Consider the following 21,016-nt stretch of genomic DNA (forward strand, 5'->3'; position numbering starts at 1 on the left):
CGGCGCAGAGGGCAACGGCATACAGTGCCGTTCCCTCTGTCTGTGTTCGCCCGATGCGTCGTCTCGCCCGCCCCACCCTGCTGTCCGCGGCCTGCCTGTCCGCAACCCTGGCGCTGAGCGCCTGCCATCGCACCGAAACGGCGGCGCCCGCAGCCGTCGCGCAGGTCGCACCACCCGCCGCGCAACCGGCCACCGAAATCGCCTGGCGCGAGGGTGACGTACAGGACGCCTTCACCGAGGCCGCCGAAAGCAACAAGCCGATCCTGCTGTACTGGGGCGCGGTGTGGTGCCCGCCGTGCAACCGGCTCAAGGCCACGCTGTTCAAGGACCCCGCCTTCATCGCGCGCACCCGGCAATTCGTCGCGGTGCACCTGGACGGTGATTCCGAGGGCGCGCAGGCCTGGGGCGAGCGCTTCGCGATCAAGGGCTATCCCACGATCATCGTGCTGCGCCCGGACCGCAGCGAGATCACCCGCCTGGCCGGCGACAGCGACATCGCGCGCCTGACCGAAGTGCTGCGCGTTGCCGCCGGCCGCACCACCACCTCGGAGCAGCTGCTGCAGCAGGCGCTGCACGATCCCGGCAAGCTCGGCGCCGACGACTGGACGTTGCTGGGCGAATACGGCTGGAGCGTGGATGCCAACCGCCTGCTCAAGGACGATCAGGCGCCCGAGGTTCTGGAGCAGTTGGCGCGTTCGGCACCACAGCCGGCGTTGCAGCGGCGCTTCGCCCTGCTCGCACTGGCCGCGCGCCAGCGCAAAGCCGACGCCGCACGCCCTTCGCCCGAAGCCTTCGCCACGAATCGCGCGTTGTTGCAGGCCGTACTCGCCGACCCGGCCGAGGTGCGCCGCAATCGCAGCACGCTCAGCTATTCGGCCGGTGGTCTGGTACGCGCCGCTGCCGCCGATCAGCCGCAGCGCGAGCAGCTCTCCAGCGCACTGATCCATGCGCTGGACGCGGTCTACGCCGACGCCAGCCTGCCGATCAGCGATCGCCTGGGCACGACCTACGCCGACATCCAGCTGGCCCGGCTTGCACAGGGCAAGGATCCCGACAAGGAAGCCCCGCTGCCTCCCTCCGTAGCCGAGAAGGTGCATCAACGCGTGGCCTGGGCCGACCAGACCGCCAGCACCGACTACGAGCGCCAATCCACCCTCAGTACCGCAGCCGACCTGCTGGACGAAGCCGGCGACCGAACCGGCGCCGAGCAGCTGCTGCTGGCCGAACTCAAGCGCAGCAAGACGCCGTACTACTACATGCCGGAACTCGCCGACTACGCCGAAGCGCGCGGCGACAAGACCGACGCGCTGTCATGGCTGCAGAAGGCCTACCAGGTCGCCGAAGGCCCGGCCACGCGCGTGCAGTGGGGCGTGCTCTACGTCGACGGCCTGCTGCGGCTCAAGCCGAACGACAAGACCGGCATCGAGAGCGCGGCGAGCCAGGTGATCGGCGAACTGGCCGGGCAACCGGAGGGTTACCACCAGCGCACCCGCCAACGCTTCGACACCCTCGGCAAATCACTGCAGGCCTGGAGCCGCGACCATCACGGCAGCGACGTGCTGGCACGTCTGCGCCAGAAGATGCAGCAGGACTGCGGCGATAGCTGCGCCGGTTGGCTGGGCTAGGGCGCGTTATCCATTCGTCATTCCCGCGAAAGCGGGAATCCATGGACCTCCGTCAAGGTGGCGATGAGCGGATCGAACGTCCATGGATTCCCGCTTTCGCGGGAATGACGGGGTCGTTGTAGAGCGCGTTGATCTTCAACCCGCCCGAGATTCACTCCAACGCCAGCACATCCACCGCCTGGCTGGCCTCATGTGCACCGGAGGTCTTCAGCACGCCGACGATCGGCGCCACGTCGGCGTAGTCGCGGCCATGGCCGATGGTGATGTGATCGTCACCGGCGGCGATGGCATTGGTCGGATCGAACTCCTGCCAGCCCATCTGCAGGCCGCACCAGACCCGCACCCAGGCATGGGTGGCGTCGGCGCCCTCCAATCGCGGCTTGCCCGGCGGCGGCTGCGTGCGCAGGAAACCGCTGACGTAGCCGGCCGGAATGCCCAACCCGCGCAGGCCGGCGATCATGATGTGGCTGAAGTCCTGGCAGACGCCGCGACGCATGTCGAAGGCCTGCGCGACCGGAGTGTCGACCTCGGTGGCCTCCGGGTCGTAGGCGAAGTCGTTGCGCAGGCGACGGCCCAGATGCTGGGCGGCGGCCAGCACGCTGCCGCTGGCACGCAGGCTGTCGGCGGCGTAGGCGCTGACCCGCCCCAGCAGCGACACGCGCGGGCTCGGTGCCAGGAAGTGGCTGGGCGAATCCGGGGCCAGCGAACGCAGCGTGGCCAGCTCCGCGCGCAGGCCGGCAAGGTCGGGCGACAGGTCCAGTTCCGGCGGCGCCCGTTCCACCACCAGCGACGCGCGCATCTCCACATCCAGCGCCTGGTGCGGCGTGCGCAGCGCGATCGAGACCACGCGGTTGCCGAAGAAATCGGTGAATTCCTGCCGTTCTTCCGGGTTCGGCTCGAACTGCAGCTGCGACTGTTGCAGCCATTGCATGCCGGGCAACGCGCGCGGCAGCACCCGCACCAGATGGTGGCCGGCGGTGGGATATTCGTAGTCGTAATGCAGGCGCAGGCGGACGTCGTATCGCATGGCAGGGTTCAACCGAAATAGGTCCGCGCCAGTTGCAGGTACAGCCCGCCGACATCCTCGGCCAGCTGCAGCAGGTCGGCGGAGGTCAGCGTGTCGGGTTCGCGCAGCGACAGGCGGGTGTGCAGGTGCAGTGCATGCTTGGCCAGCGCGGCGGCAGGCGGTTGCGCGATGGGCAGTTGCCCGAACTGGACCCGCAGCGCCTCGAGCTGGAACATCACCGAGCGCGGGTTGCGTGGGTCCAGCACCAGCAGATCAATCACGTTGACCGAATCGGTCTGCACGCCGTAGCGGTTGCGGTAGGTCATCACGCTGTCGCCGATCTCCAGCAACGCCTGCTGCAGCCCGCTGGACGCGTCCGCCTCTTCCAGCAGCGCCAGCAACTGCGCGATCTGGATGCCGCGCTCGATGCGGCGGCCGATCTCCAGGAAACACCAGCCGGGCGAGCGGTACATGTTCTCGTGCAGCAGGCCGGAGAAGCCGGCCAACTTGCGCAGCAGCACGGTCGTGGCGCGGCTGGCATCGTCGCCGCAGGTCACCTTGCGCGAGAAGCGGTAGGCGGTGGTCGACAGATCATTCAGCGCCGCCCAGCCATCGGGCGAGAAACGGTCGCGGATGCGTCCGGCGCTGAGGCTGGCGCCGTCGAAGCTGCGCAGCAGGCCGTCGGGGATCGGCTGCGCCAGGTCCACGTCCTGCAACAGCATGTAGTCGCGCAGCGTTTCAAGCAGCAGCGGTGGATGGCTCAGGTTCTCGGCCAGGCGCACGTGATAGGCGCGCAGGATCCGCGCGATGGCTTCGCTGCGCTCGGCGTAGCGGCCCAGCCACAGCAGGTTCTCGGCGGCGCGGCTGGGCAGCTCGGCACCGACGCTGCGCTGCGCCGACAGCACGCTGGGCGTGATCAGGGTTTCGTGGCTGACCGGATTCGGGCTGACCACCCAGACGTCGGCAGCCTGTCCGCCCAGGCGCATGGTGATGGCATGCACGTCGGTATGCGCACCGACCCGGCCGAATCCGCCGGGCATCACCTGCCAGCCCTCGGCGGTGCGCGCGGCATAGGCGCGCAGCACGAATGGACGCGGCTCCAGGCGGCCATCGACCCAGGCCGGGGTCGTGGACAGGGTGACCACTTCCTGCGCCACCCACTGCGCACCGTCACGCTGCAGCAACTGCAGCAACTGGCGGCGGTCGTCCGAATCCAGCTGTGCCCCCACCAAGGTGGCCTGCGGATCGTCGTAAGGCAGCTGGGTGGCCATGGCCTGGCTGAGCATCATCCGCTCCAGCGAGGCGATCACCTGCTCGCGGGCCTCGGCCTGTCCGCACCACCAGGTGGCGATGCCCGGCAAGGCCAACTCCGCGCCGGTCAACGCCTGGCAGATGCCGGGCAGGAACGCCGCCAGCGCGCGCGTTTCCAGCAACCCGGCGCCGAGCGCATTGACCACCGCGACGCTGCCGGCGCGCAGCGCGCCGACGAAGCCGGGGCTGCCGATGCGCGAATCCGCATTCAACTCCAGTGGATCCATGAACGCGGCATCCAGGCGTCGCCACAGCACGCTGACCGGTTGCAGCCCGGAGACCGTGCGCACCATCACCCGGCCGTTGCGTACGCTGAGGTCTTCGCCTTCCAGCAGCATGAAACCGAGGTAGCGGGCGATCCAGGCGTGCTCGTAGTAGGTCTCGTTGTTGGCGCCCGGGGTCAGGATCGCCACTTCGCCCGGACGGCCGCCGGCCTGCGCAAGCAGCGCCTCGCGGAAGCGCCGGAAGAACCCGGCCAGCCGATGCAGGTGCATGCCTTCGGGCAGGTCCGGGAACGCCCGCATGGTGGCGACGCGGTTTTCCAGCGCGAAGCCCGCGCCCGAGGGCGCCTGGGTGCGATCACCCAGCACCCACCAGCGGCCGTCCGGACCACGTCCCAGTTCGAAGGCGATGAAATGCAGGTAGTGGCCGTCGCGCGGGGTGATGCCGACCAGCGGATGCAGGAAGCCCGGATTGGCAGCGATCAGCTCGGGCGGGAGCAGCCCGTCGCGGACCAGCCGCTGCGGGCCGTGCAGGTCGGCGGCCATGCATTCCAGCAACTCGGCGCGCTGCACCAGGCCCTCGCCGATCTGCTGCCATTCGCCCTCGTCGATCAGCACCGGTACCGGCGCCAGCGGCCATTGCCGCTCATCGGTACCGGCCGGCTGCCCGTAGACGCGGTAGTGCACGCCGGCGTCCTTCATGTACTGGTCGGCACGGGCGAAACGGGCGGCGAGCTGGTCGGCGGACAGTTCCGCGATCAGTTCGACGAACGGCTGCCATACCGGGCGCAGGCTGCCGTCGGCGGACAGCATCTCGTCCACGCCGCTGCACAACCGGCGATAGCGCTCCAGCAGGCCGTCGGCAGCGGCCGTATCCGTGGACAGACTCATCAGATCCCCGACGGCCGACGCAGGTCGAGCGTATGTGGGAACTCCGCCAGCGGCCGCTCCGCCGCCAGCACGTAGTGGCCGGGGGTATGGCCGTCGGCCTGGAAACGCGCCAGCCGCCGTGCTTCGGCCTCGTTGCCGTTGACCGGGAAGGTCTCGTAGTTGCGCCCGCCCGGATGCGCCACATGGTAGGTGCAGCCGCCCAATGCGCGCCCGCTCCAGCGGTCGTACAGATCGAAGCGCAGCGGCGCGGCGACCGGCAACACCGGATGCAATCCGCTGGCCGGCTGCCAGGCCTTGTAGCGCACGCCCGCCACCGCGGTACCGGCCACCGCAGTCATCGTCATCGGCACCTGCCGGCCGTTGCAGACGATCGCGTGGCGCGCCGGATTGAAGCCTTCGGCCTTGATCTGCAGCCGTTCCACCGAGGAATCGACGAAGCGCACGGTGCCGCCGATCGCACCCTGCTCGCCCAGCACGTGCCAGGGCTCCAGCGCCTGGCGCAGTTCCAGCGTCACCCCGTCGTATTCGACCTGGCCGCAGAACGGGAAACGGAATTCCAGCTGCGCGGCGAACCACTCCGGTCGCAGCGTGAAACCGTGCCGGGCAAGGTCATCAAGCACGTCGAGGAAATCGGCCCAGACGTAGTGCGGCAGCATGAAGCGATCATGCAGCGAGGTGCCCCAGCGCACGCAGCCGCCGTCCAGCGGTCGCGCCCAGTAGCGCGCGATCAATGCCCGCACCAGCAGTTGCTGGGCCAGGCTCATGCGCGCATTGGGCGGCATCTCGAAACCGCGGAACTCCACCAGCCCCAGCCGCCCGGTCGGGCCGTCCGGCGAGAACAGCTTGTCGATGCAGATCTCCGAGCGGTGGGTATTGCCGGTGACGTCGACCAGCAGATTGCGCAGCAGCCGGTCCACCAGCCACGGCAGCGGCGCCTCGCCCTGCCCGGGTCCGGGTATCTGCGCCAGCGCGATCTCCAGTTCGTAGAGGCTGTCGTGGCGCGCCTCGTCGATGCGCGGGGCCTGGCTGGTCGGGCCGATGAACATCCCGGAGAACAGGTAGGACATCGCCGGATGGCGCTGCCAATGCAGGATCAGCGACTTGAGCAGGTCCGGACGACGCAGGAACGGGCTGTCGGCCGGCGTGGCGCCGCCGACCACCACGTGGTTGCCACCGCCGGTGCCGGTGTGGCGGCCGTCGATCATGAACTTGTCGGTGCCCAGGCGGGTCAGCCGCGCCTGCTCGTAGATCGCCTCGGTGGTGTCCACGCACTGGCGCCAGCTCGCCGCCGGATGGATGTTGACCTCGATCACGCCCGGGTCCGGCGCCACCCGGATCACGTTCAGACGCGGATCGTGCGGTGGCGGATAACCCTCGATCTGCACCGGCAGGTCGAGCCGGCGCGCGGCGTCCTCGGCGGCGGCGACCAGCTCCAGGTAATCCTCCAGCGATTCGACCGGCGGCAGGAACACGCTCAGATGGCCCTCGCGCGGTTCCACCGACAGCGCGGTGCGCACCGCGCCGCCGATTTCGCCCAGCACCTGCTCCACCCGATCGCCCTGGCCGTCGGTGGCGGTGAACGAGGCCGCGGCCTGCACCGGCACCTGCAACGGCACCGTCTCCATCATCGCGGCGGCGGCTCGCCGACGCGGCAACGGTGCGCGCTCGACCGCCGGATCGACCGGCACCACATACGGGTAGTCGGCGGCGCGGATGTACGGCAGCGTCCCCAACGGCAGGCGGTAGCCGACCGGCGAGTCGCCCGGCACCAGGAACAGCTTGCCGCGGCGGGTCTTCCAGCGTTCGCTGCGCCAGCGCCCCTGCGGCTGTGCCTGGCTGTTCCAGCGCTGCACCGGCAGCACATGGCCGGACGGTTCGGTCAGGCCGCGCTCGAACACCCGCACCATGCGGCTGCGTGCTTCGGCGTCCTCCAGTTCCGGATTGGACGGGTCGACGTTGGCCGGCAGATTGCCTTCCTTGAGCAGCCACTCGGCCGGGTCCTCGTAGGCTGGCACGACCATGTCGGGCGCGATGCCCAGGTCGCCGGCGATGGCCTGCAACAGTCGCTGCGCGTCGCTGCTGGCGACCGGGTGACGTGCCTCCTCGCGTGCGATCAGCTCCGGATCGCGCCAGATCGGCACGCCGTCCTGGCGCCAGTACAGCGAGAAGGTCCAGCGCGGCAGCGTCTCGCCCGGATACCACTTGCCCTGGCCGTAGTGCAGGAAGCCGCCGGGGGCGAAGCGTTCGCGCAGCCGCCGGATTAGCGCGTCGGCCTTGGCGCGCTTGGTCGGGCCGACCGCGTCGGTGTTCCACTCGCCGGACTCGAAGTCGTCGATCGAAATGAAGGTCGGTTCGCCGCCCATGGTCAGGCGCACGTCCTGCTCGGCCAGCGCGCGGTCCACCGTTTCGCCGAGCGCATCCAGCGCCTGCCAGGATTCGTCGGAGAACGGCCTGGTAATGCGCGGATGCTCGGCCACCCGCGACACCTGCATGTCGAAGCGGAAATCGATCTCGGCCTGCCCGGTGAAACCACCGCTGATCGGCGCCGCGTTGCGATAGTGCGGCGTGGCCGCCAGCGGAATGTGGCTCTCGCCGGTGAGCAGGCCCGAGGTCGGGTCCAGGCCGATCCAGCCGGCGCCGGGCAGATATACCTCGGCCCAGGCATGCAGGTCGGTGAAGTCATGCTGGGTGCCGGGTGGACCATCCAGCGCCACCAGATCGGGCTTGAGCTGGATCAGGTAACCGGAGACGAAGCGCGTGGCCAGCCCCAGCTGGCGCAGCGTCTGCACCAGCAGCCAGGATGAGTCACGACAGGAACCGCTCCTCAGTTCCAGCGTCCGCTCGGGCGTCTGCACTCCGGCTTCCAGGCGGATCACATAGCCGATCTCGCGCTGCACGCGCGCGTTGAGCGCGACGACGAAGTCCACGGTGTTGCACGGGGTCCGCTCGATGCCATCCAGGAACGCCCGCAGCCGCGGCCCGGCCGGCTCCGGCGTGCGATAGATCGACAGGTCCGGCGCGATCTCGTCCGGATATTCGAACGGCCACTGCTCGGCCACCTCCTCGACGAAGAAATCGAACGGGTTGTAGACCGTCATGTCGGCCACCAGGTCGACCTCGATCTTCAACTCGGTCACTGGCTCGGGAAACACGAACCGGGCCAGGAAGTTGCCGTACGGATCCTGCTGCAGGTTGACGAAATGCGTCGCCGGGCCGACCCGCAGCGAGTGGCTCAGCACCTTGGTCCTGGAGTGTGGCGCCGGCTGCAACCGGATCACCTGCGGGCCAAGCACGACCGGACGGTCGTAGAGATAGTGGGTCAGGTGACGGACTGCGGCGTGTATGGCCATGCTTGACCTGTGTTCAACCGGAGTGGGGTGCCGGATGTCCGCAGATTACATGTCAATCGCTTGCGCGAACCATCCTGCCCGCTTCATCGCCAGCCAGCCGCGCATGCCGCCTCATCGCGGCAGCCAGTGATCCACCAGCAGGAACGCGAACAGCGCCATCAGGTAGACCACCGAATAGCCGAACGTCTTCATCGAGAACAGCTCGTCCGGCGGATCGAGCATGCGCCACGCGTACCAGAGGAACACCGCGTCCAGCACCAGCGCACCGCCCAGGTAGAACACCCCGCTCATGCCGGTGGCGACCGGCAGCAGCGTCACCACGGTCAACGCGATCGTATAGGCCATGATCTGCCGACGGGTGTGTTCCACACCGTGGGTGACCGGCAACATCGGGATCGCCGCCTTGGCGTAATCGGCGCGGCGGAAGATCGCCAGCGCCCAGAAGTGCGGCGGCGTCCACACGAAGATGATCGCGACCAGCAAGCCCGCATTGATCCAGTCGGCCGAACTCGGCAGCCCGGTCACCGCCGCCCAGCCCAGCATCGGCGGCGTCGCCCCGGCCAGACCGCCGATCACGATGTTCTGCGAGGTCGCGCGCTTGAGGTAGACGGTGTAGATCACCGCGTAGCCGATCAGCGAGGCGAAGGTCAGCACCGCGGTGATCATGTTCACCCACAGCACCAGGATCGTCATCGAGATGACGATCAGCACGCTGGCAAACACCAGCACCTGCCACGGGTGCACCTTGCCGACCACCAGCGGACGCCATGACGTGCGCGCCATCTGCGCGTCGATACGCGCATCCAGCAATTGATTGATCGCCGCCGCGGCCGAAGCCGCCAGCCAGATCCCGAGGAAACCCAGCGCGCCCGCGCGCGCCTGCTCCGCGCTCGGCATGCCGGGAATCGCCAGCACCATGCCCACCAGCGCGGTGAACACGATCAGGCCGACCACCTTCGGCTTGGTCAGATCCCAGTAGTCACGAACGCTGGAGCCAGCGGTGCTCATGCCGGCTCCGGCGCACGCAGCCGCGCCACCAGCGAGACCAGCACGAACATCAGCGCGACCGCACCACCGCTGTGCATCACCGACACTTCCAGCGGCAGCGCCAGCTTGACGTTGAGGATGCCCAGCCCGACCTGCACCACCACCAGCAACGCCAGCGCCCCTGCCCACACGCGCAGACCGGGCTGGCGATACAACCGCCACGCCAGCCACCACAGGTACAGCGCAGTCGCCACCGCCCACAGCCGGTGCGCCATCTGGATCGCGATGCGCGAAGCGCCGTCGAGCACGCCGCCTTCGTAATCCACCCCGATGCCACGCCACAGCGTGAAGCCCTCGGCGAAGTCGTGCGGCGGCCACCACTGGCTGACGCAACGCGGGAAGTTGTCCGCCGACCAGCTGCCGCCACCGCAGGCCAGCGCGGCGTAGTTCGCGCTGACCCAGCCACCGAGCGCGATCTGCAGCCCCAGCACCGCGATGCCGACGCCCACCAGCCATTTCAGACGGTTCGCATCGGCCAACGTGATCGGCAGATGAGTCGCGCGCCAGGCCATCCACACCAGCAGCCCGAACATCAGCAACGCACCCAGCAGGTGACCCATCACCACGATCGGTTTGAGCAGCCAGGTCACCGTCCACATGCCAAGCAGCGCCTGGAAGATCACCACCGCCAGCGTCAGCACCGCCGCACGCGCCAGGTCGATGTTGGACCAGCGCAGCGCCGCCAGCAGCAGGATCGCCTCGCCGGCGATCGCCAGCGCGCTGGCCGTGGTGTGGTCACCGCGCATGTACATCGGGATCGCCGCCGCCACCAGCACTGAGGCGGCGATCACCTGGGCCATGCCGAAGCGACGCCGACGCGCCGCCAGCAACGTGATCAGCAGTACCTCGATGCCGAGCGAGCCGGCCAGGAAGCGATGTACCTGCTCACGCCAGGCTTTGTGCGTCTCCAGCGGGCGGATCTTGCTCGCCGCATGGTCGGCCACTTCAGCCGGGATAGCCGGCCAGGTCGCCCGGCCATAGCAGGTCGGCCAATCCGGGCAGCTCAGGCCGGCATCGGACAGGCGCACGAAGGCGCCGAACAGAATCGTCGAAGCGGTGAACAGCGTCGCCAGCCAGACCATGCGATGGAAATGCCGGGCCAGCGCCGGGCGGGAAATCACATTCATTTGGAAAGAAGACTCACATCAGTTTCAGCAGCTTCGCCAGATCCGCGCGCAGGTCGGCCGGGTCGAAACCGGGCTCATAGCGCAGGATCACGAAACCGTTCGGATCGATCACGTACACCGGCACGCCCTCGGCATCGTCCACGCGTGGCAGTCCCTGCCGCAGGCGTGGATCGTCGCGCAACACGCGCAGCTCAGGCAGTGCCGGCAGTCCCGGCGGCGGTGTCCCGATCCACAGCAGTTGCACCTTGTCGGCGTTGTGGCCGAGCAATTGCCAGACCTTGTCGAGGTCGCCCGCGAGCGCGAGGCAGGCCTCCACGCAATTGGCCGGCGGCGCCAGCGTGATCCGCCACAACCGTTCCGAGGGTTGCCACGCGTAGGCGCTGCCATCGGCCAGTTGCGGCGTCAGTGCGCGCAGATCGCCCGGCGGCGTCAGCAGCTCGCCGTTGTTGCGCATCGCCGCCGGCTGCCAGCCCGCAAAACGCAGCACACCGGCCACGAACATCGAGCCGAAGAACAGCACGAACAGCGCAATCAGCATCGTGCGGCCGCGTCTGGTCGAACGCGGCGTGGCCGTTGGGGAGGAAGTCATGCCGGGGATTTTCTCATGCCATGGATTTCGCCGCCCGCCTCACGTCACGCCGCCGGCGCCACTCCAGCAGGCCGGCGGTGACCAGTACCGCCAGCGCCAGGCCGAACCACTGCACCGCGTAGGCCAAGTGCCGCGCGGGCGGCAGTGTGTTGGGCAACAGTTCCAGATCGCGCGGATAGCCCAGCGGCAGGGCCGGATCCAAGCGCAGCACCTGCGACGAAATGTCGCGCCGCCCGAGTGCCTGCGCGATCGCCTGCGGATCGATCCGCGTCGCCAGCCAGGTCGCCGCCGAACCGGTCGGGGCCATCGCCGGCCCCAGCGCCAGTCCCGCTGACGGCGGTGCTGTCAGCAACCCGCGCAGCTCGGCCGTGCCGGTGACCGGCGGCAGCGACGGCATCCGCCGATCCGGCGGCAGCGGCAACCAGCCCAGATCGACCAGCACCAGCACGGACGCGCCCTGCACCTCGAACGGCTGGTAGACACGCACGCCGGCTTGTCCGTCGTGGGTCTGGTTGTCGAGCAGGATCCGCTGCGGCAGGAATCGACCATTGCCACTGGCCCACGCCAGCGCCGCCGGCCGTGCCAGCGCCTGCGACAGCGCGACGGTGTGATCGCGCACATGCGCGGCCGCTTCGAGCAACTGTTCCTTGCCATGCATGCGCTGCAACTGCCAGCGGCCGAGCCCGACAAATGCCGCCGCCAACAGCAGCGCGGCGATCCACAATCCCACTCGTGTGTGCTGGCGCGTCATGACAAGCGTTCCGAAAGCGGTTGCAATGGCGTTACCGCACCGGACATTGGAACGACCGTGAACGATTCGCTGAAAACCCTGCTGATTGTCGCGTTCCTGATCGCCATCGTCTGGAACCTGGGCGCCGGCCTGTACTACCTGCTCAACGACCGCGGCGAGACCCGGCGTACGGTCAGGGCATTGACCTGGCGCATCGGCCTGTCGGTGACCCTGATCCTGCTGGTCGTATTAGGCATCTACGCCGGCTGGATCAAGCCGCATGGCATCGGCGGCTGAGCCGCCGAGGGGATTGGGGATTCGCAAAAGCGGAAGCGCTCCTGCCGTTGCGAATCCCCAATCCCGAATCCCCAATCCCCGCCCTCAAAGCACATACACAAACAAAAACAGCGCCAACCAGACCACATCCACGAAATGCCAGTACCACGCCGCCGCCTCGAACGCGAAGTGGTGGTCGCGGGTGAAATGTCCACGCGCGGCGCGCAGCCACATCACCACCAGCATGATCGTGCCGAGTGCCACGTGCATGCCGTGGAAGCCGGTCAGCATGAAGAACGTCGAACCGTAGATGCCCGAACCCAGCGTCAGGTTGAGCGCATGGTAGGCATGCATGTACTCCTCGGCCTGGAAGTACAGGAACGCGCAGCCCAGCAGCACCGTGATGCCCTGCCAGATCAGCAACTGGCGACGGTTGCCGGCCTTGAGCGCGTGGTGCGCGATGGTCAGGGTCACGCCGGAGCTGAGCAGGATCATCGTGTTGATCAGCGGCAGGCCCCAGGCCGGGATGGTCTGGAACTGCCCACCGATCTGCCCCGGCCCGTTGGTCGGCCACGCCGCCGAATAACCGTTCCACAGCAACTCGTTGGTCATCATCCCGTCGCCGACGCCCCCCAGCCACGGCAGGATGAAGGTGCGGGTGTAGAACAGCGCGCCGAAGAAGGCGCCGAAGAACATCACCTCCGAGAAGATGAACCACACCATCCCCATCCGGAACGAACCATCCACCTGCCGGTTGTAGGAGCCGGCGTTGGATTCGCGGATCACATCGCCGAACCACATGAACAACGTCGCCACCAGCATCGCGATGCCGGCGAAGAACGCCCAGCGTCCCCAGGCCGCATCGTTGAGCCAGCTGGCTACGCCGATCATCAGCACGAACATCGCGATCGAACCGATGAACGGCCAACGGCTGTGGCTCGGCACGAAGTAGGCATTGGCGTCAGTAGTGTGTTCGGCCATGGTTCTCGCTTCCAGTTCGTATTCCAGACAGGAGGGCAGTCTGTGGGAGGGGCTTCAGCCCCGACAGGGCCTTCGCGGAAAGCGTCGGGGCTGAAGCCCCTCCCACAGCATGTCCCGGACTAACGCGCACCTCCACGTGCACCATCGGCCTTGGCATCCAACTCCGAAGTCAGCGCATCGTTGCGATAGAACGCGTAGGAAAGCGTGATCGTGGTGACATCATCGGGCAGGTTCGGATCGACGATGAAACGCAGCGGCATGTCACGTGTTTCACCCGCCTGCAACGTCTGCGCGGTGAAGCAGAAACACTCGGTCTTGCTGAAGTAACCCGACGCGCGCGCCGGCGCCACCGACGGCACCGCACTGCCGACCACCGCGTGATCGCTGTCGTTGCGGGCGAAGTACAGCGCCTCGTTGAGCTCGCCGGGCACCACGTCCATCGTCAGCTGCTCGGGACGGAATGACCACGGCAGACGCGAATTGACCGTCCCATCGAATTCCACCCGCACCGTGCGCTTGCCGACCAGCGGCTTGCCGGCCTGATAGGTGCCCGGCCCACGGTCGATGCGGATCCCGAACACCTTCTCGCAGGCCACCCGGTACAGCGGCACCAACGAGAACGTCAGCACGAATGCCGCCAACACCACGCCCAACAGCCGCATCAGACCGGCGGTCGGAGAACGCGGTACGGGCTGCGGCGCGCTCATCGCCCGATCACCCCGGACAGGATGAAACCGGCATAGATCGCCACCGCGACCAGCCCGATCACCAGCGCAGTGCGACGCGCGGCACGACGCTGCTGCGCCTGCCGCTCGGCCGCCGACAGCAGTTGCGTCACCGCCGGCTCCGATGGCACATCAGTGACCGATGTCTTCATGGGCAAGGTCTCCCGGCTTGATGACCGGCGGCACGGTGAAGGTATGCGCAGGTGCCGGCGACGGCACCGTCCACTCCAGACCCTTGGCGCCTTCCCAGGCGCGGTCGGCGGCCTTGGCGCCATTGCGCAGCGAATACAGAAGAATGCCCGCCATCAGGAACGGCGTGACGAACATGCCGAACGCACCGATCGAACTGACCATGTTCCAGTCGGCGAACACCACGTTGTAATCGGGGATGCGCCGCGGCATGCCGGCCAGGCCGAGGAAGTGCTGCGGGAAGAACAGCAGGTTGACGAACACCATCGTCCACCAGAAGTGGAACTTGGCCGCGGTCTCGCTGTACATCCGCCCAGTCCACTTCGGCCACCAGTAGTACACCGCCGCGATCAAGCCGAACACCGCACCGGTGACCAGCACGTAATGGAAGTGCGCGACCACGAAGTAGGTGTCGTGATACTGGAAATCGGCCGGCACGATCGCCAGCATCAAGCCGGAGAAGCCACCGATGGTGAACAGGATCACGAACGACACCGCCCACAGCATCGGCGCCTCGAAGGTCAGCGAGCCCTTCCACATCGTGCTGACCCAGTTGAACACCTTCACGCCGGTCGGGATCGAGATCAGCATCGTCGCGAACATGAAGTAGATCTCGCCGCCCAGCGGCATGCCCACGGTGAACATGTGGTGGGCCCAGACGATGAAGCTCAGGAACGCGATCGCCGCGATCGCGTACACCATCGCCTGGTAACCGAACAGCGGCTTGCGGCTGAAGGTCGGGATGATCTCGCTGACCACGCCGAACGCCGGCAGGATCATGATGTAGACCTCCGGATGCCCGAAGAACCAGAAGATGTGCTGGTACATCACCGGATCGCCGCCGCCGGCGGCATTGAAGAAGCTGGTGCCGAAGAACTTGTCGGTCAACAGCATCGTCACCGCGCCCGCCAGCACCGGCATCACCGCGATCAGCAGGAATGCAGTGATCAGCCAGGCCCAGCAGAAGATCGGCATCTTCAGCAGGTCGATGCCCGGCGCACGCATGTTCAACACCGTGGCGATGATGTTGATCGCGCCCATGATCGAACTGATGCCGGCCACGTGGATCGCGAACACCGAGAACGCCACGTTGTAGCCGCCCTGCAACGACAGCGGCGGGTACAGCGTCCACCCGCCTGCCGGCGCGCCGCCGGGCAGGAACAGCGTCCCCAGCAGCAGCGAGAACGCCACCGGCAGCAGCCAGAACGACCAGTTGTTCATGCGCGGCAGCGCCATGTCCGGCGCGCCGATCTGCAGCGGAATCATCCAGTTCGCCAACCCGACGAAGGCCGGCATCACCCCGCCGAAGATCATCACCAGCGCATGCACGGTGGTCATCTGGTTGAAGAATTCAGGCCTGACGAACTGCAGGCCCGGCTGCATCAACTCGGCGCGGATCACCACGCTCATCGCCGCGCCGATGATGAACATCACGAAGGAGAACAGCAGATACAGCGTGCCGATATCCTTGTGATTGGTGGAGAAAAACCAGCGCTCGAAAAAGCCCTGCTGGTGGTGCCCGTGGTGATCGACTGCGGTATATGCCATGGCGTGCGACTACCCTTGCAAAGTCGGAGCGTGCGGAGAGGAATCAGGTACCGGTCGATTCCGGTGCGGGCGCGACGGTCGGTGCCGGCGCTTCCGTGCCGGCAGCAGGTTGCGCAGCGGGCGCGGGCGGAGCCGCTTCGGCAGGCGCCGGCTTGCGTGCGGCCAGCCAGCGCTTGAACTCGTCCTTCGGCAGCGCCTCGACCACGATCGGCATGAAACCATGGTCCTTGCCGCACAGCTCGGCGCACTGACCTCGATAGACGCCCGGCACCTCGATGTTGGTCCAGGCCTCGTTGATGATTCCGGGGATCGCATCCTGCTTCCAGCCCAGCGCCGGCACCCACCACGCGTGGATCACGTCGTTGGAAGTGATGACGAAACGGATCTTGGTATCCACCGGCAGCACCAGCCGGTTGTCGACGTCCAGCAGGTAATGCGGCTGCGAAGCGGCGGTCGGCCGCTCACCGCTCTGGCGGATGCGGTCGGATTCGCGCGCCAGACGACTGGTCAACTCGACGTTCTCGCCGAGGTACTCGTACTTCCACAGCCACTGGTAGCCGGTGACCTTGATCGTCATTTCCGAGTCGCGCATGTCGTACATCGCGATCAGCTTGGCGGTGGCCGGCCAGGCCATCGCGATCAGCACCACCACCGGGATCACCGTCCAGACGATCTCGGCCTTGGTGTTGTGACTGAACTGGGCAGCGACCGCGCCCTTGGACTTGCGGAACTTGAACAGCGCATAGCCGATCGCGCCGAACACCAGCACGCCGATCGCCACGCACACCCACAGCGCCTCCATGTGCGCCTGGTAGGCCATGCGCGCCGTATGAGTGACGCCCCGGCCCATGTTGAGTTGCCATTCCTTGGGATCGGCGGCCTGTGCCCAGGCGCCGGACGCGAATAGCGCCAGCCCCGCCCCGATCCCTGTCCTGCACCACCTGTCGCCCCAGCCGTTGCGTTGCTTCATTGCCTAGACCCTTACGTCATCGGTTGCGGCCATCGACGGCCGCGAGCAAGCCTTTCAGCGTTGTTGCAAGTTCGTTGCGTTCGGCCGGACCGAGGAAACTGCCGATCTCGATCTGCTTCCCGCTGCTCACCAGCACCAGTCGTTCATCGCCTTCCACCTGCAAACGCACCCAATGCGGATGCGCCCGGAACGTGGGGGGAGATCCCGGCGGCTGGAAGACCTCGACCGTAGCCGCTTCCACCCGGATCGCCTCTTCACGCTCGCCACCGCGCCACAACTCGCGCAGCGCCCATGCCACCAGGCCGCTGTGCAGCAGGGCGAAAACCGGAGCAAACACGTTCCCGGTCCACCACCCCAGCCCAGCCACCAGCCACATCGCCCCGCTCAGCGCCACAAACAACATGACGAACTGCCGGGCCGTCATCGCCCGAGGGGGGCGCAGCCGCAGCTGCGTACCTGACCCATCCGCTGATACCGGCAGCACCTCGATCATGTCGCAACCGCGCTTCAGTACGAGTGGTTCCTTCGCTAACGGTCTGCTGGGGAACGCTTCGATGTTAGCCCCCGCTGAACACGCGGGGCAAGGCTCCAATGCGGCTTTTTCATGCTGCACCGCAACCAGAAACCCATCGAAAATCAAGATCTTCCCGCTTTCCGTCGATCGACCACCGGTTCCAGGATGGCGCCCCACACCATGCACAAAACGTCAGAAAAGCTGCCGTTTCCACGCATGTGGAGGTGGCCGGCGCGGTCCTAGAATTGCCGCATTCCATCGGCGGTTTCCGTATGAACGCATTGCCCGAATCCGGCGCGCCGCGAGGCGTCGCCCCAGCTGTCCTTCTCGCTCCCGAACTCCCCCCCGCCCCGCCTGCACTGCGCGCGGCGATCACCGCCGCCTGGCTGAAGGACGAGACCGAGCACGTCCGCGAATTGCTCGACCAGGCGCGCCTGCCCGCCGCCGAACAGGCCAAGGTGCAGGCGCTCGCCGCCGATCTGGTCACCCGCGTGCGTGCCCGCGCCGCCAACCAGAGCGCGGTGGAAGCCTTCATGCGCCAGTACGACCTCGGCAGCGAGGAAGGCGTGCTGCTGATGTGCGTGGCCGAAGCGCTGCTGCGCATCCCCGACCAGGAAACCGCCGACAAGCTGATCCGCGACAAGCTCGGCGACGCCGACTGGAAAAAGCACCTCGGTGGCAGCGACTCGGTGCTGGTCAACGCTTCGACCTGGGGCCTGATGCTCACCGGCCATCTGGTGCAGATCAACGACCTCACCCGCGCCGACGTACCCGGCGCGTTCAAGCGCCTGGTCGGCCGCATCGGCGAGCCGGTGGTGCGCCTGGCCGTGCGCCAGGCGATGAAGATCATGGGCCACCAGTTCGTCATGGGCCGCACCATCGACGAAGCACTGGCACGCTCGCACAAGGGCGACAACGCCAGCTACCGCTATTCGTTCGACATGCTCGGCGAAGCGGCGCTGACCATGAAGGACGCCCGCCGCTATCTCGACGACTATCGCCGCGCGATCCACGCCATCGGCAGCGACAACCTCGCGCGCGGCGGCAAGAGCGACGGCGACGTGACCGCCTCGCACGGCATTTCGATCAAGCTGTCCGCGCTGTACCCGCGCTACGAGCACGCCCAGCGCGCCCGCGTGATGCGCGACCTCGCGCCGGCGGTGCTGGAGCTGGCGCAACTGGCCAAGTCCTATGGCATCGGCTGCACCGTCGATGCCGAAGAGGCCGACCGCCTGGAACTGTCGCTGGACATCATCGAAGCCGTGGTCAGCGATCCGACCCTCGCCGGCTGGGACGGCTTCGGCGTGGTCGTACAGGCCTACCAGAAGCGCACGCCCTACACGATCGACTACCTGGCCGACCTGGCCCGCCGTATCGGCCGTCGCCTGCAGGTACGCCTGGTCAAGGGCGCCTACTGGGACGCGGAGGTCAAGCGCGCCCAGGTCGAAGGCCTGCCCGGCTACCCGGTGTTTACCCGCAAGCAGAACACCGACGTGTCCTACCTGGCCTGCGCCAAGCGTCTGTTCGGTCACAGCGATGCGATCTACCCGATGTTCGCGACCCACAACGCACACACCATCGCCGCGATCCGCACGATCGCCGCCGGCCGCACCTACGAACACCAGAAACTGCACGGCATGGGCGATGACCTCTACGCCGAGGTGGTGCCGGCCGATCGCCTCGACCTGCCATGCCGCGTCTACGCACCGGTCGGCTCGCACGAAGACCTGCTGCCCTACCTGGTACGTCGCCTGCTCGAAAACGGCGCCAACTCCAGCTTCGTCAACCGCATCACCGACGAGAAGGTACCGATCGCAGACCTGATCCGCGATCCGGTCGAGGCCGTGTCCTCGTTCGCCTCCATCCCGCATCCGAAGATCCCGCTGCCGCTCGACCTGCTGCGCAGCCAGAACCAGAACAGGAAGAACTCCATGGGCGCCAATCTCGCCAACGACAACGAACTGCGCCAACTCGCCGAGCAGCTCAATGCAGCGATCAAGCCCTGGAAGGCCGGCCCACTGGTGCCAGGTGCCGTGGTCGCCACCGACGCCTTGCCGGTAACCAGCCCCGCCGACCGCAATCAGGTCGTCGGTCACTGGCAGCCCGCCGATACCGCCGCCGTCGAAAAAGCCTTAAGCAACGCCATCGCCGCGCAATCCGGCTGGAACCGCACCCCGGCCGCCAGCCGCGCCACCATCCTCGAACACGCCGCCGACCTGCTGGAAGCGCGCATGCCCGAGTTCATGGCGCTATGCGTGAAGGAAGCCGGCAAGACCCTGCCCGACGCCGTTGCCGAGGTACGCGAAGCGGTCGACTTCCTGCGCTACTACGCCGGCCAGGCCCGCGCCCAGTTCGGCGCACCCGAGAAACTGCCCGGACCGACCGGTGAGTCCAACGAACTGCAACTGCACGGCCGCGGCGTATTCGTCTGCATCAGCCCGTGGAACTTCCCGCTGGCGATCTTCCTCGGCCAGGTCAGCGCCGCGCTCGCCGCCGGCAACGCCGTCATCGCCAAGCCCGCCGAGCAGACCAACCTGATCGGCTTCGCCGCCGTGAAGCTGCTGCACGAAGCCGGCGTACCCGAGGCCGTGCTGCAATACCTGCCGGGAGACGGCGCCACCGTCGGCGCCGCACTGACCCAGGATCCGCGCGTGGCCGGCGTCGCCTTCACCGGCTCCACCGAAACCGCCCGCGCGATCAACCGCACCATGGCCGCACGCGACGCCGCCATCGGCGTACTGATCGCCGAAACCGGCGGCCAGAACGCCTTCATCGCCGACTCCTCCTCTCTGCCGGAAGCCGTGGTCAAGGACGCGATCGCCAGCGCCTTCATCTCCGCCGGCCAGCGCTGCTCGGCCGCACGCGTGCTGTTCGTCCAGGACGACATCGCCGACAAGGTGATGACGATGCTGGCCGGCGCGATGGCGGAACTGAAGGTCGGCGACCCAGGCCTGTTGTCCACCGACGTTGGCCCCGTGATCGACGCCGATGCGCTCAAGATCCTGCAGGATCACGCCGCGCGCATGGACCGTGAAGCCCGCCTGATCGCCCAGGCCTCGATCGGCAACGACATCGCCGCCGGCACCTTCTTCGCCCCGCGCGCCTACGAACTGCAATCACTCTCGCAACTGCAGCGCGAAGTATTCGGCCCGATCCTGCACGTGATCCGCTGGAAGGCCGACCAGCTCGACGCCGTGATCGACCAGATCAACGCCACCGGTTACGGCCTGACCCTGGGCGTGCACTCGCGCATCGACGAAACCGTAGACCGCATCGCCAACCGCGTCGCCGTCGGCAACGTCTACGTCAACCGCAACCAGATCGGCGCCGTGGTCGGCGTGCAACCCTTCGGCGGCCAGGGCCTGTCCGGCACCGGCCCCAAGGCCGGCGGCCCGCACTACCTGCTGCGCTTCGCCACCGAAAAGGTCGTCACCATCAACACCACCGCAGCCGGCGGCAACGCCTCCCTGCTGACCCTCGGCGACTAAGCCCCACATCACCATCGCAACACCCAAGGGCTGGAATGTCAGAGACATCCCAGCCCTTTTTTACGCCACCTTTTCAGCCCCTATCAAATCAACGGGTTACCAGCCCCTTGTGGAAATGGGCTTCACTACCCACACCCCTGCAAACGCTAGACTTTCAAAGGGCCAAAGGCACATCCGCCTCTAGCTCTCTGCCGCATAGGCAGCTCAGAAAATGCCGTCCGGGATGATGCCGGCCGCGTTGTGGCTCTCTGCCGCATAGGCAGCTCAGAAAGTCGCCATCGAGACCGAGCCCTTCGGCCAATCGTTCTCTGCCGCATGGGCGGCTAAGAAAGGTTGGCCCACCAAACTCCGGTGGTTTCGACTTCAGGCAATTCGGGCATGTCTGGATTGTATGCCTGCGGTTACTACGAAGTTTATAGGCGCGCAAA

The 21,016-nt window shown here is 67.2% G+C and carries 16 protein-coding genes; 3 read left to right on the forward strand and 13 right to left on the reverse strand.

Going from position 1 to position 21,016, the window contains the following annotated elements; all coding sequences use genetic code 11:
* Positions 1 to 53 precede the first annotated feature (53 nt).
* A complete protein-coding gene (locus AC3WJE_RS17635) occupies positions 54 to 1,625 on the forward strand; it encodes a thioredoxin family protein (protein WP_493732124.1) in 1,572 nt (523 codons plus the stop codon).
* 151 nt (positions 1,626 to 1,776) lie between these two features.
* On the opposite strand, the gene AC3WJE_RS17640 is transcribed toward AC3WJE_RS17635, so the two are convergent.
* The 7 genes from AC3WJE_RS17640 to AC3WJE_RS17670 form a co-directional block, all read right to left on the reverse strand.
* Positions 1,777 to 2,652 carry a transglutaminase family protein gene (locus AC3WJE_RS17640; RefSeq protein ID WP_493732125.1) on the reverse strand — a complete coding sequence of 292 codons (876 nt, stop codon included), beginning with the start codon at positions 2,650 to 2,652 and terminating at the stop codon, positions 1,777 to 1,779.
* A gap of 8 nt (positions 2,653 to 2,660) precedes the next feature.
* Complete coding sequence (locus AC3WJE_RS17645; RefSeq protein ID WP_493732126.1) at positions 2,661 to 5,054, reverse strand: circularly permuted type 2 ATP-grasp protein; 2,394 nt, start codon at positions 5,052 to 5,054, stop codon at positions 2,661 to 2,663.
* Positions 5,054 to 8,404 carry a transglutaminase family protein gene (locus AC3WJE_RS17650; RefSeq protein WP_493732127.1) on the reverse strand — a complete coding sequence of 1,117 codons (3,351 nt, stop codon included), beginning with the start codon at positions 8,402 to 8,404 and terminating at the stop codon, positions 5,054 to 5,056. The genes AC3WJE_RS17645 and AC3WJE_RS17650 overlap by 1 nt, the downstream gene beginning before the upstream one ends.
* Positions 8,405 to 8,515: 111 nt before the next feature.
* Complete coding sequence (gene cyoE / locus AC3WJE_RS17655) at positions 8,516 to 9,412, reverse strand: heme o synthase (protein WP_493732128.1); 897 nt, start codon at positions 9,410 to 9,412, stop codon at positions 8,516 to 8,518.
* On the reverse strand, positions 9,409 to 10,578 hold the full coding sequence (locus AC3WJE_RS17660) for a COX15/CtaA family protein (protein ID WP_493732129.1): 1,170 nt from the start codon (positions 10,576 to 10,578) through the stop codon (positions 9,409 to 9,411). Before AC3WJE_RS17660 ends, cyoE begins: the two co-directional genes overlap by 4 nt.
* 13 nt (positions 10,579 to 10,591) lie before the next feature.
* A complete protein-coding gene (locus tag AC3WJE_RS17665; protein ID WP_493732130.1) occupies positions 10,592 to 11,167 on the reverse strand; it encodes a redox-active disulfide-containing membrane protein in 576 nt (191 codons plus the stop codon).
* Positions 11,168 to 11,180: 13 nt separating this feature from the next.
* Positions 11,181 to 11,918: an SURF1 family protein gene (locus AC3WJE_RS17670; protein WP_493732131.1), complete on the reverse strand. Its 738-nt coding sequence runs from the start codon at positions 11,916 to 11,918 to the stop codon at positions 11,181 to 11,183.
* A 57-nt stretch (positions 11,919 to 11,975) separates the two neighbouring features.
* Between AC3WJE_RS17670 and AC3WJE_RS17675 the strand changes: the two genes are divergently transcribed.
* Complete coding sequence (locus AC3WJE_RS17675; protein WP_493732132.1) at positions 11,976 to 12,194, forward strand: twin transmembrane helix small protein; 219 nt, start codon at positions 11,976 to 11,978, stop codon at positions 12,192 to 12,194.
* A gap of 84 nt (positions 12,195 to 12,278) precedes the next feature.
* Here the strand turns inward: AC3WJE_RS17675 and AC3WJE_RS17680 are convergent, their stop codons facing one another.
* From AC3WJE_RS17680 to AC3WJE_RS17705, 6 genes are all read right to left on the reverse strand, one after another.
* Entirely contained in the window at positions 12,279 to 13,154 is an 876-nt protein-coding gene (locus tag AC3WJE_RS17680) for a cytochrome c oxidase subunit 3 (RefSeq protein ID WP_493732133.1), read from the reverse strand.
* A gap of 119 nt (positions 13,155 to 13,273) precedes the next feature.
* The gene (locus tag AC3WJE_RS17685) at positions 13,274 to 13,861 is read right to left on the reverse strand and encodes a cytochrome c oxidase assembly protein (protein WP_493732134.1); all 588 of its coding nucleotides are present in this window, start codon (positions 13,859 to 13,861) and stop codon (positions 13,274 to 13,276) included.
* Entirely contained in the window at positions 13,858 to 14,031 is a 174-nt protein-coding gene (locus AC3WJE_RS17690; protein WP_493732135.1) for a hypothetical protein, read from the reverse strand. Before AC3WJE_RS17690 ends, AC3WJE_RS17685 begins: the two co-directional genes overlap by 4 nt.
* The gene (gene ctaD, locus AC3WJE_RS17695) at positions 14,012 to 15,616 is read right to left on the reverse strand and encodes a cytochrome c oxidase subunit I (RefSeq protein ID WP_493732136.1); all 1,605 of its coding nucleotides are present in this window, start codon (positions 15,614 to 15,616) and stop codon (positions 14,012 to 14,014) included. The genes AC3WJE_RS17690 and ctaD overlap by 20 nt, the downstream gene beginning before the upstream one ends.
* Before the next feature lie 43 nt (positions 15,617 to 15,659).
* Positions 15,660 to 16,586 (reverse strand): cytochrome c oxidase subunit II, encoded by a 927-nt coding sequence (coxB, locus tag AC3WJE_RS17700; RefSeq protein ID WP_493732137.1) that lies wholly within the window; start codon positions 16,584 to 16,586, stop codon positions 15,660 to 15,662.
* A gap of 16 nt (positions 16,587 to 16,602) precedes the next feature.
* Entirely contained in the window at positions 16,603 to 17,079 is a 477-nt protein-coding gene (locus AC3WJE_RS17705) for a DUF2244 domain-containing protein (protein ID WP_493732138.1), read from the reverse strand.
* A 293-nt stretch (positions 17,080 to 17,372) separates the two neighbouring features.
* Here AC3WJE_RS17705 and putA point away from each other — a divergent pair, with 293 nt between their 5' ends.
* Entirely contained in the window at positions 17,373 to 20,588 is a 3,216-nt protein-coding gene (putA, locus tag AC3WJE_RS17710; RefSeq protein WP_493732139.1) for a bifunctional proline dehydrogenase/L-glutamate gamma-semialdehyde dehydrogenase PutA, read from the forward strand.
* Positions 20,589 to 21,016 lie beyond the last annotated feature (428 nt).

Source organism: Pseudomonas sp. GW821-FHT07E12 (genome assembly GCF_058986605.1).

Bases quoted from the DNA above. Each gene is read 5' to 3' on its own strand.
- AC3WJE_RS17635 (WP_493732124.1), top strand. From the start codon at position 54: ATGCGTCGTCTCGCCCGCCCCACCCTGCTGTCCGCGGCCTGCCTGTCC.
- AC3WJE_RS17640 (WP_493732125.1), bottom strand. From the start codon at position 2,652: ATGCGATACGACGTCCGCCTGCGCCTGCATTACGACTACGAATATCCC.
- AC3WJE_RS17645 (WP_493732126.1), bottom strand. From the start codon at position 5,054: ATGAGTCTGTCCACGGATACGGCCGCTGCCGACGGCCTGCTGGAGCGC.
- AC3WJE_RS17650 (WP_493732127.1), bottom strand. From the start codon at position 8,404: ATGGCCATACACGCCGCAGTCCGTCACCTGACCCACTATCTCTACGAC.
- cyoE (WP_493732128.1), bottom strand. From the start codon at position 9,412: ATGAGCACCGCTGGCTCCAGCGTTCGTGACTACTGGGATCTGACCAAG.
- AC3WJE_RS17660 (WP_493732129.1), bottom strand. From the start codon at position 10,578: ATGAATGTGATTTCCCGCCCGGCGCTGGCCCGGCATTTCCATCGCATG.
- AC3WJE_RS17665 (WP_493732130.1), bottom strand. From the start codon at position 11,167: ATGACTTCCTCCCCAACGGCCACGCCGCGTTCGACCAGACGCGGCCGC.
- AC3WJE_RS17670 (WP_493732131.1), bottom strand. From the start codon at position 11,918: ATGACGCGCCAGCACACACGAGTGGGATTGTGGATCGCCGCGCTGCTG.
- AC3WJE_RS17680 (WP_493732133.1), bottom strand. From the start codon at position 13,154: ATGGCCGAACACACTACTGACGCCAATGCCTACTTCGTGCCGAGCCAC.
- AC3WJE_RS17685 (WP_493732134.1), bottom strand. From the start codon at position 13,861: ATGAGCGCGCCGCAGCCCGTACCGCGTTCTCCGACCGCCGGTCTGATG.
- AC3WJE_RS17690 (WP_493732135.1), bottom strand. From the start codon at position 14,031: ATGAAGACATCGGTCACTGATGTGCCATCGGAGCCGGCGGTGACGCAA.
- ctaD (WP_493732136.1), bottom strand. From the start codon at position 15,616: ATGGCATATACCGCAGTCGATCACCACGGGCACCACCAGCAGGGCTTT.
- coxB (WP_493732137.1), bottom strand. From the start codon at position 16,586: ATGAAGCAACGCAACGGCTGGGGCGACAGGTGGTGCAGGACAGGGATC.
- AC3WJE_RS17705 (WP_493732138.1), bottom strand. From the start codon at position 17,079: ATGATCGAGGTGCTGCCGGTATCAGCGGATGGGTCAGGTACGCAGCTG.
- putA (WP_493732139.1), top strand. From the start codon at position 17,373: ATGAACGCATTGCCCGAATCCGGCGCGCCGCGAGGCGTCGCCCCAGCT.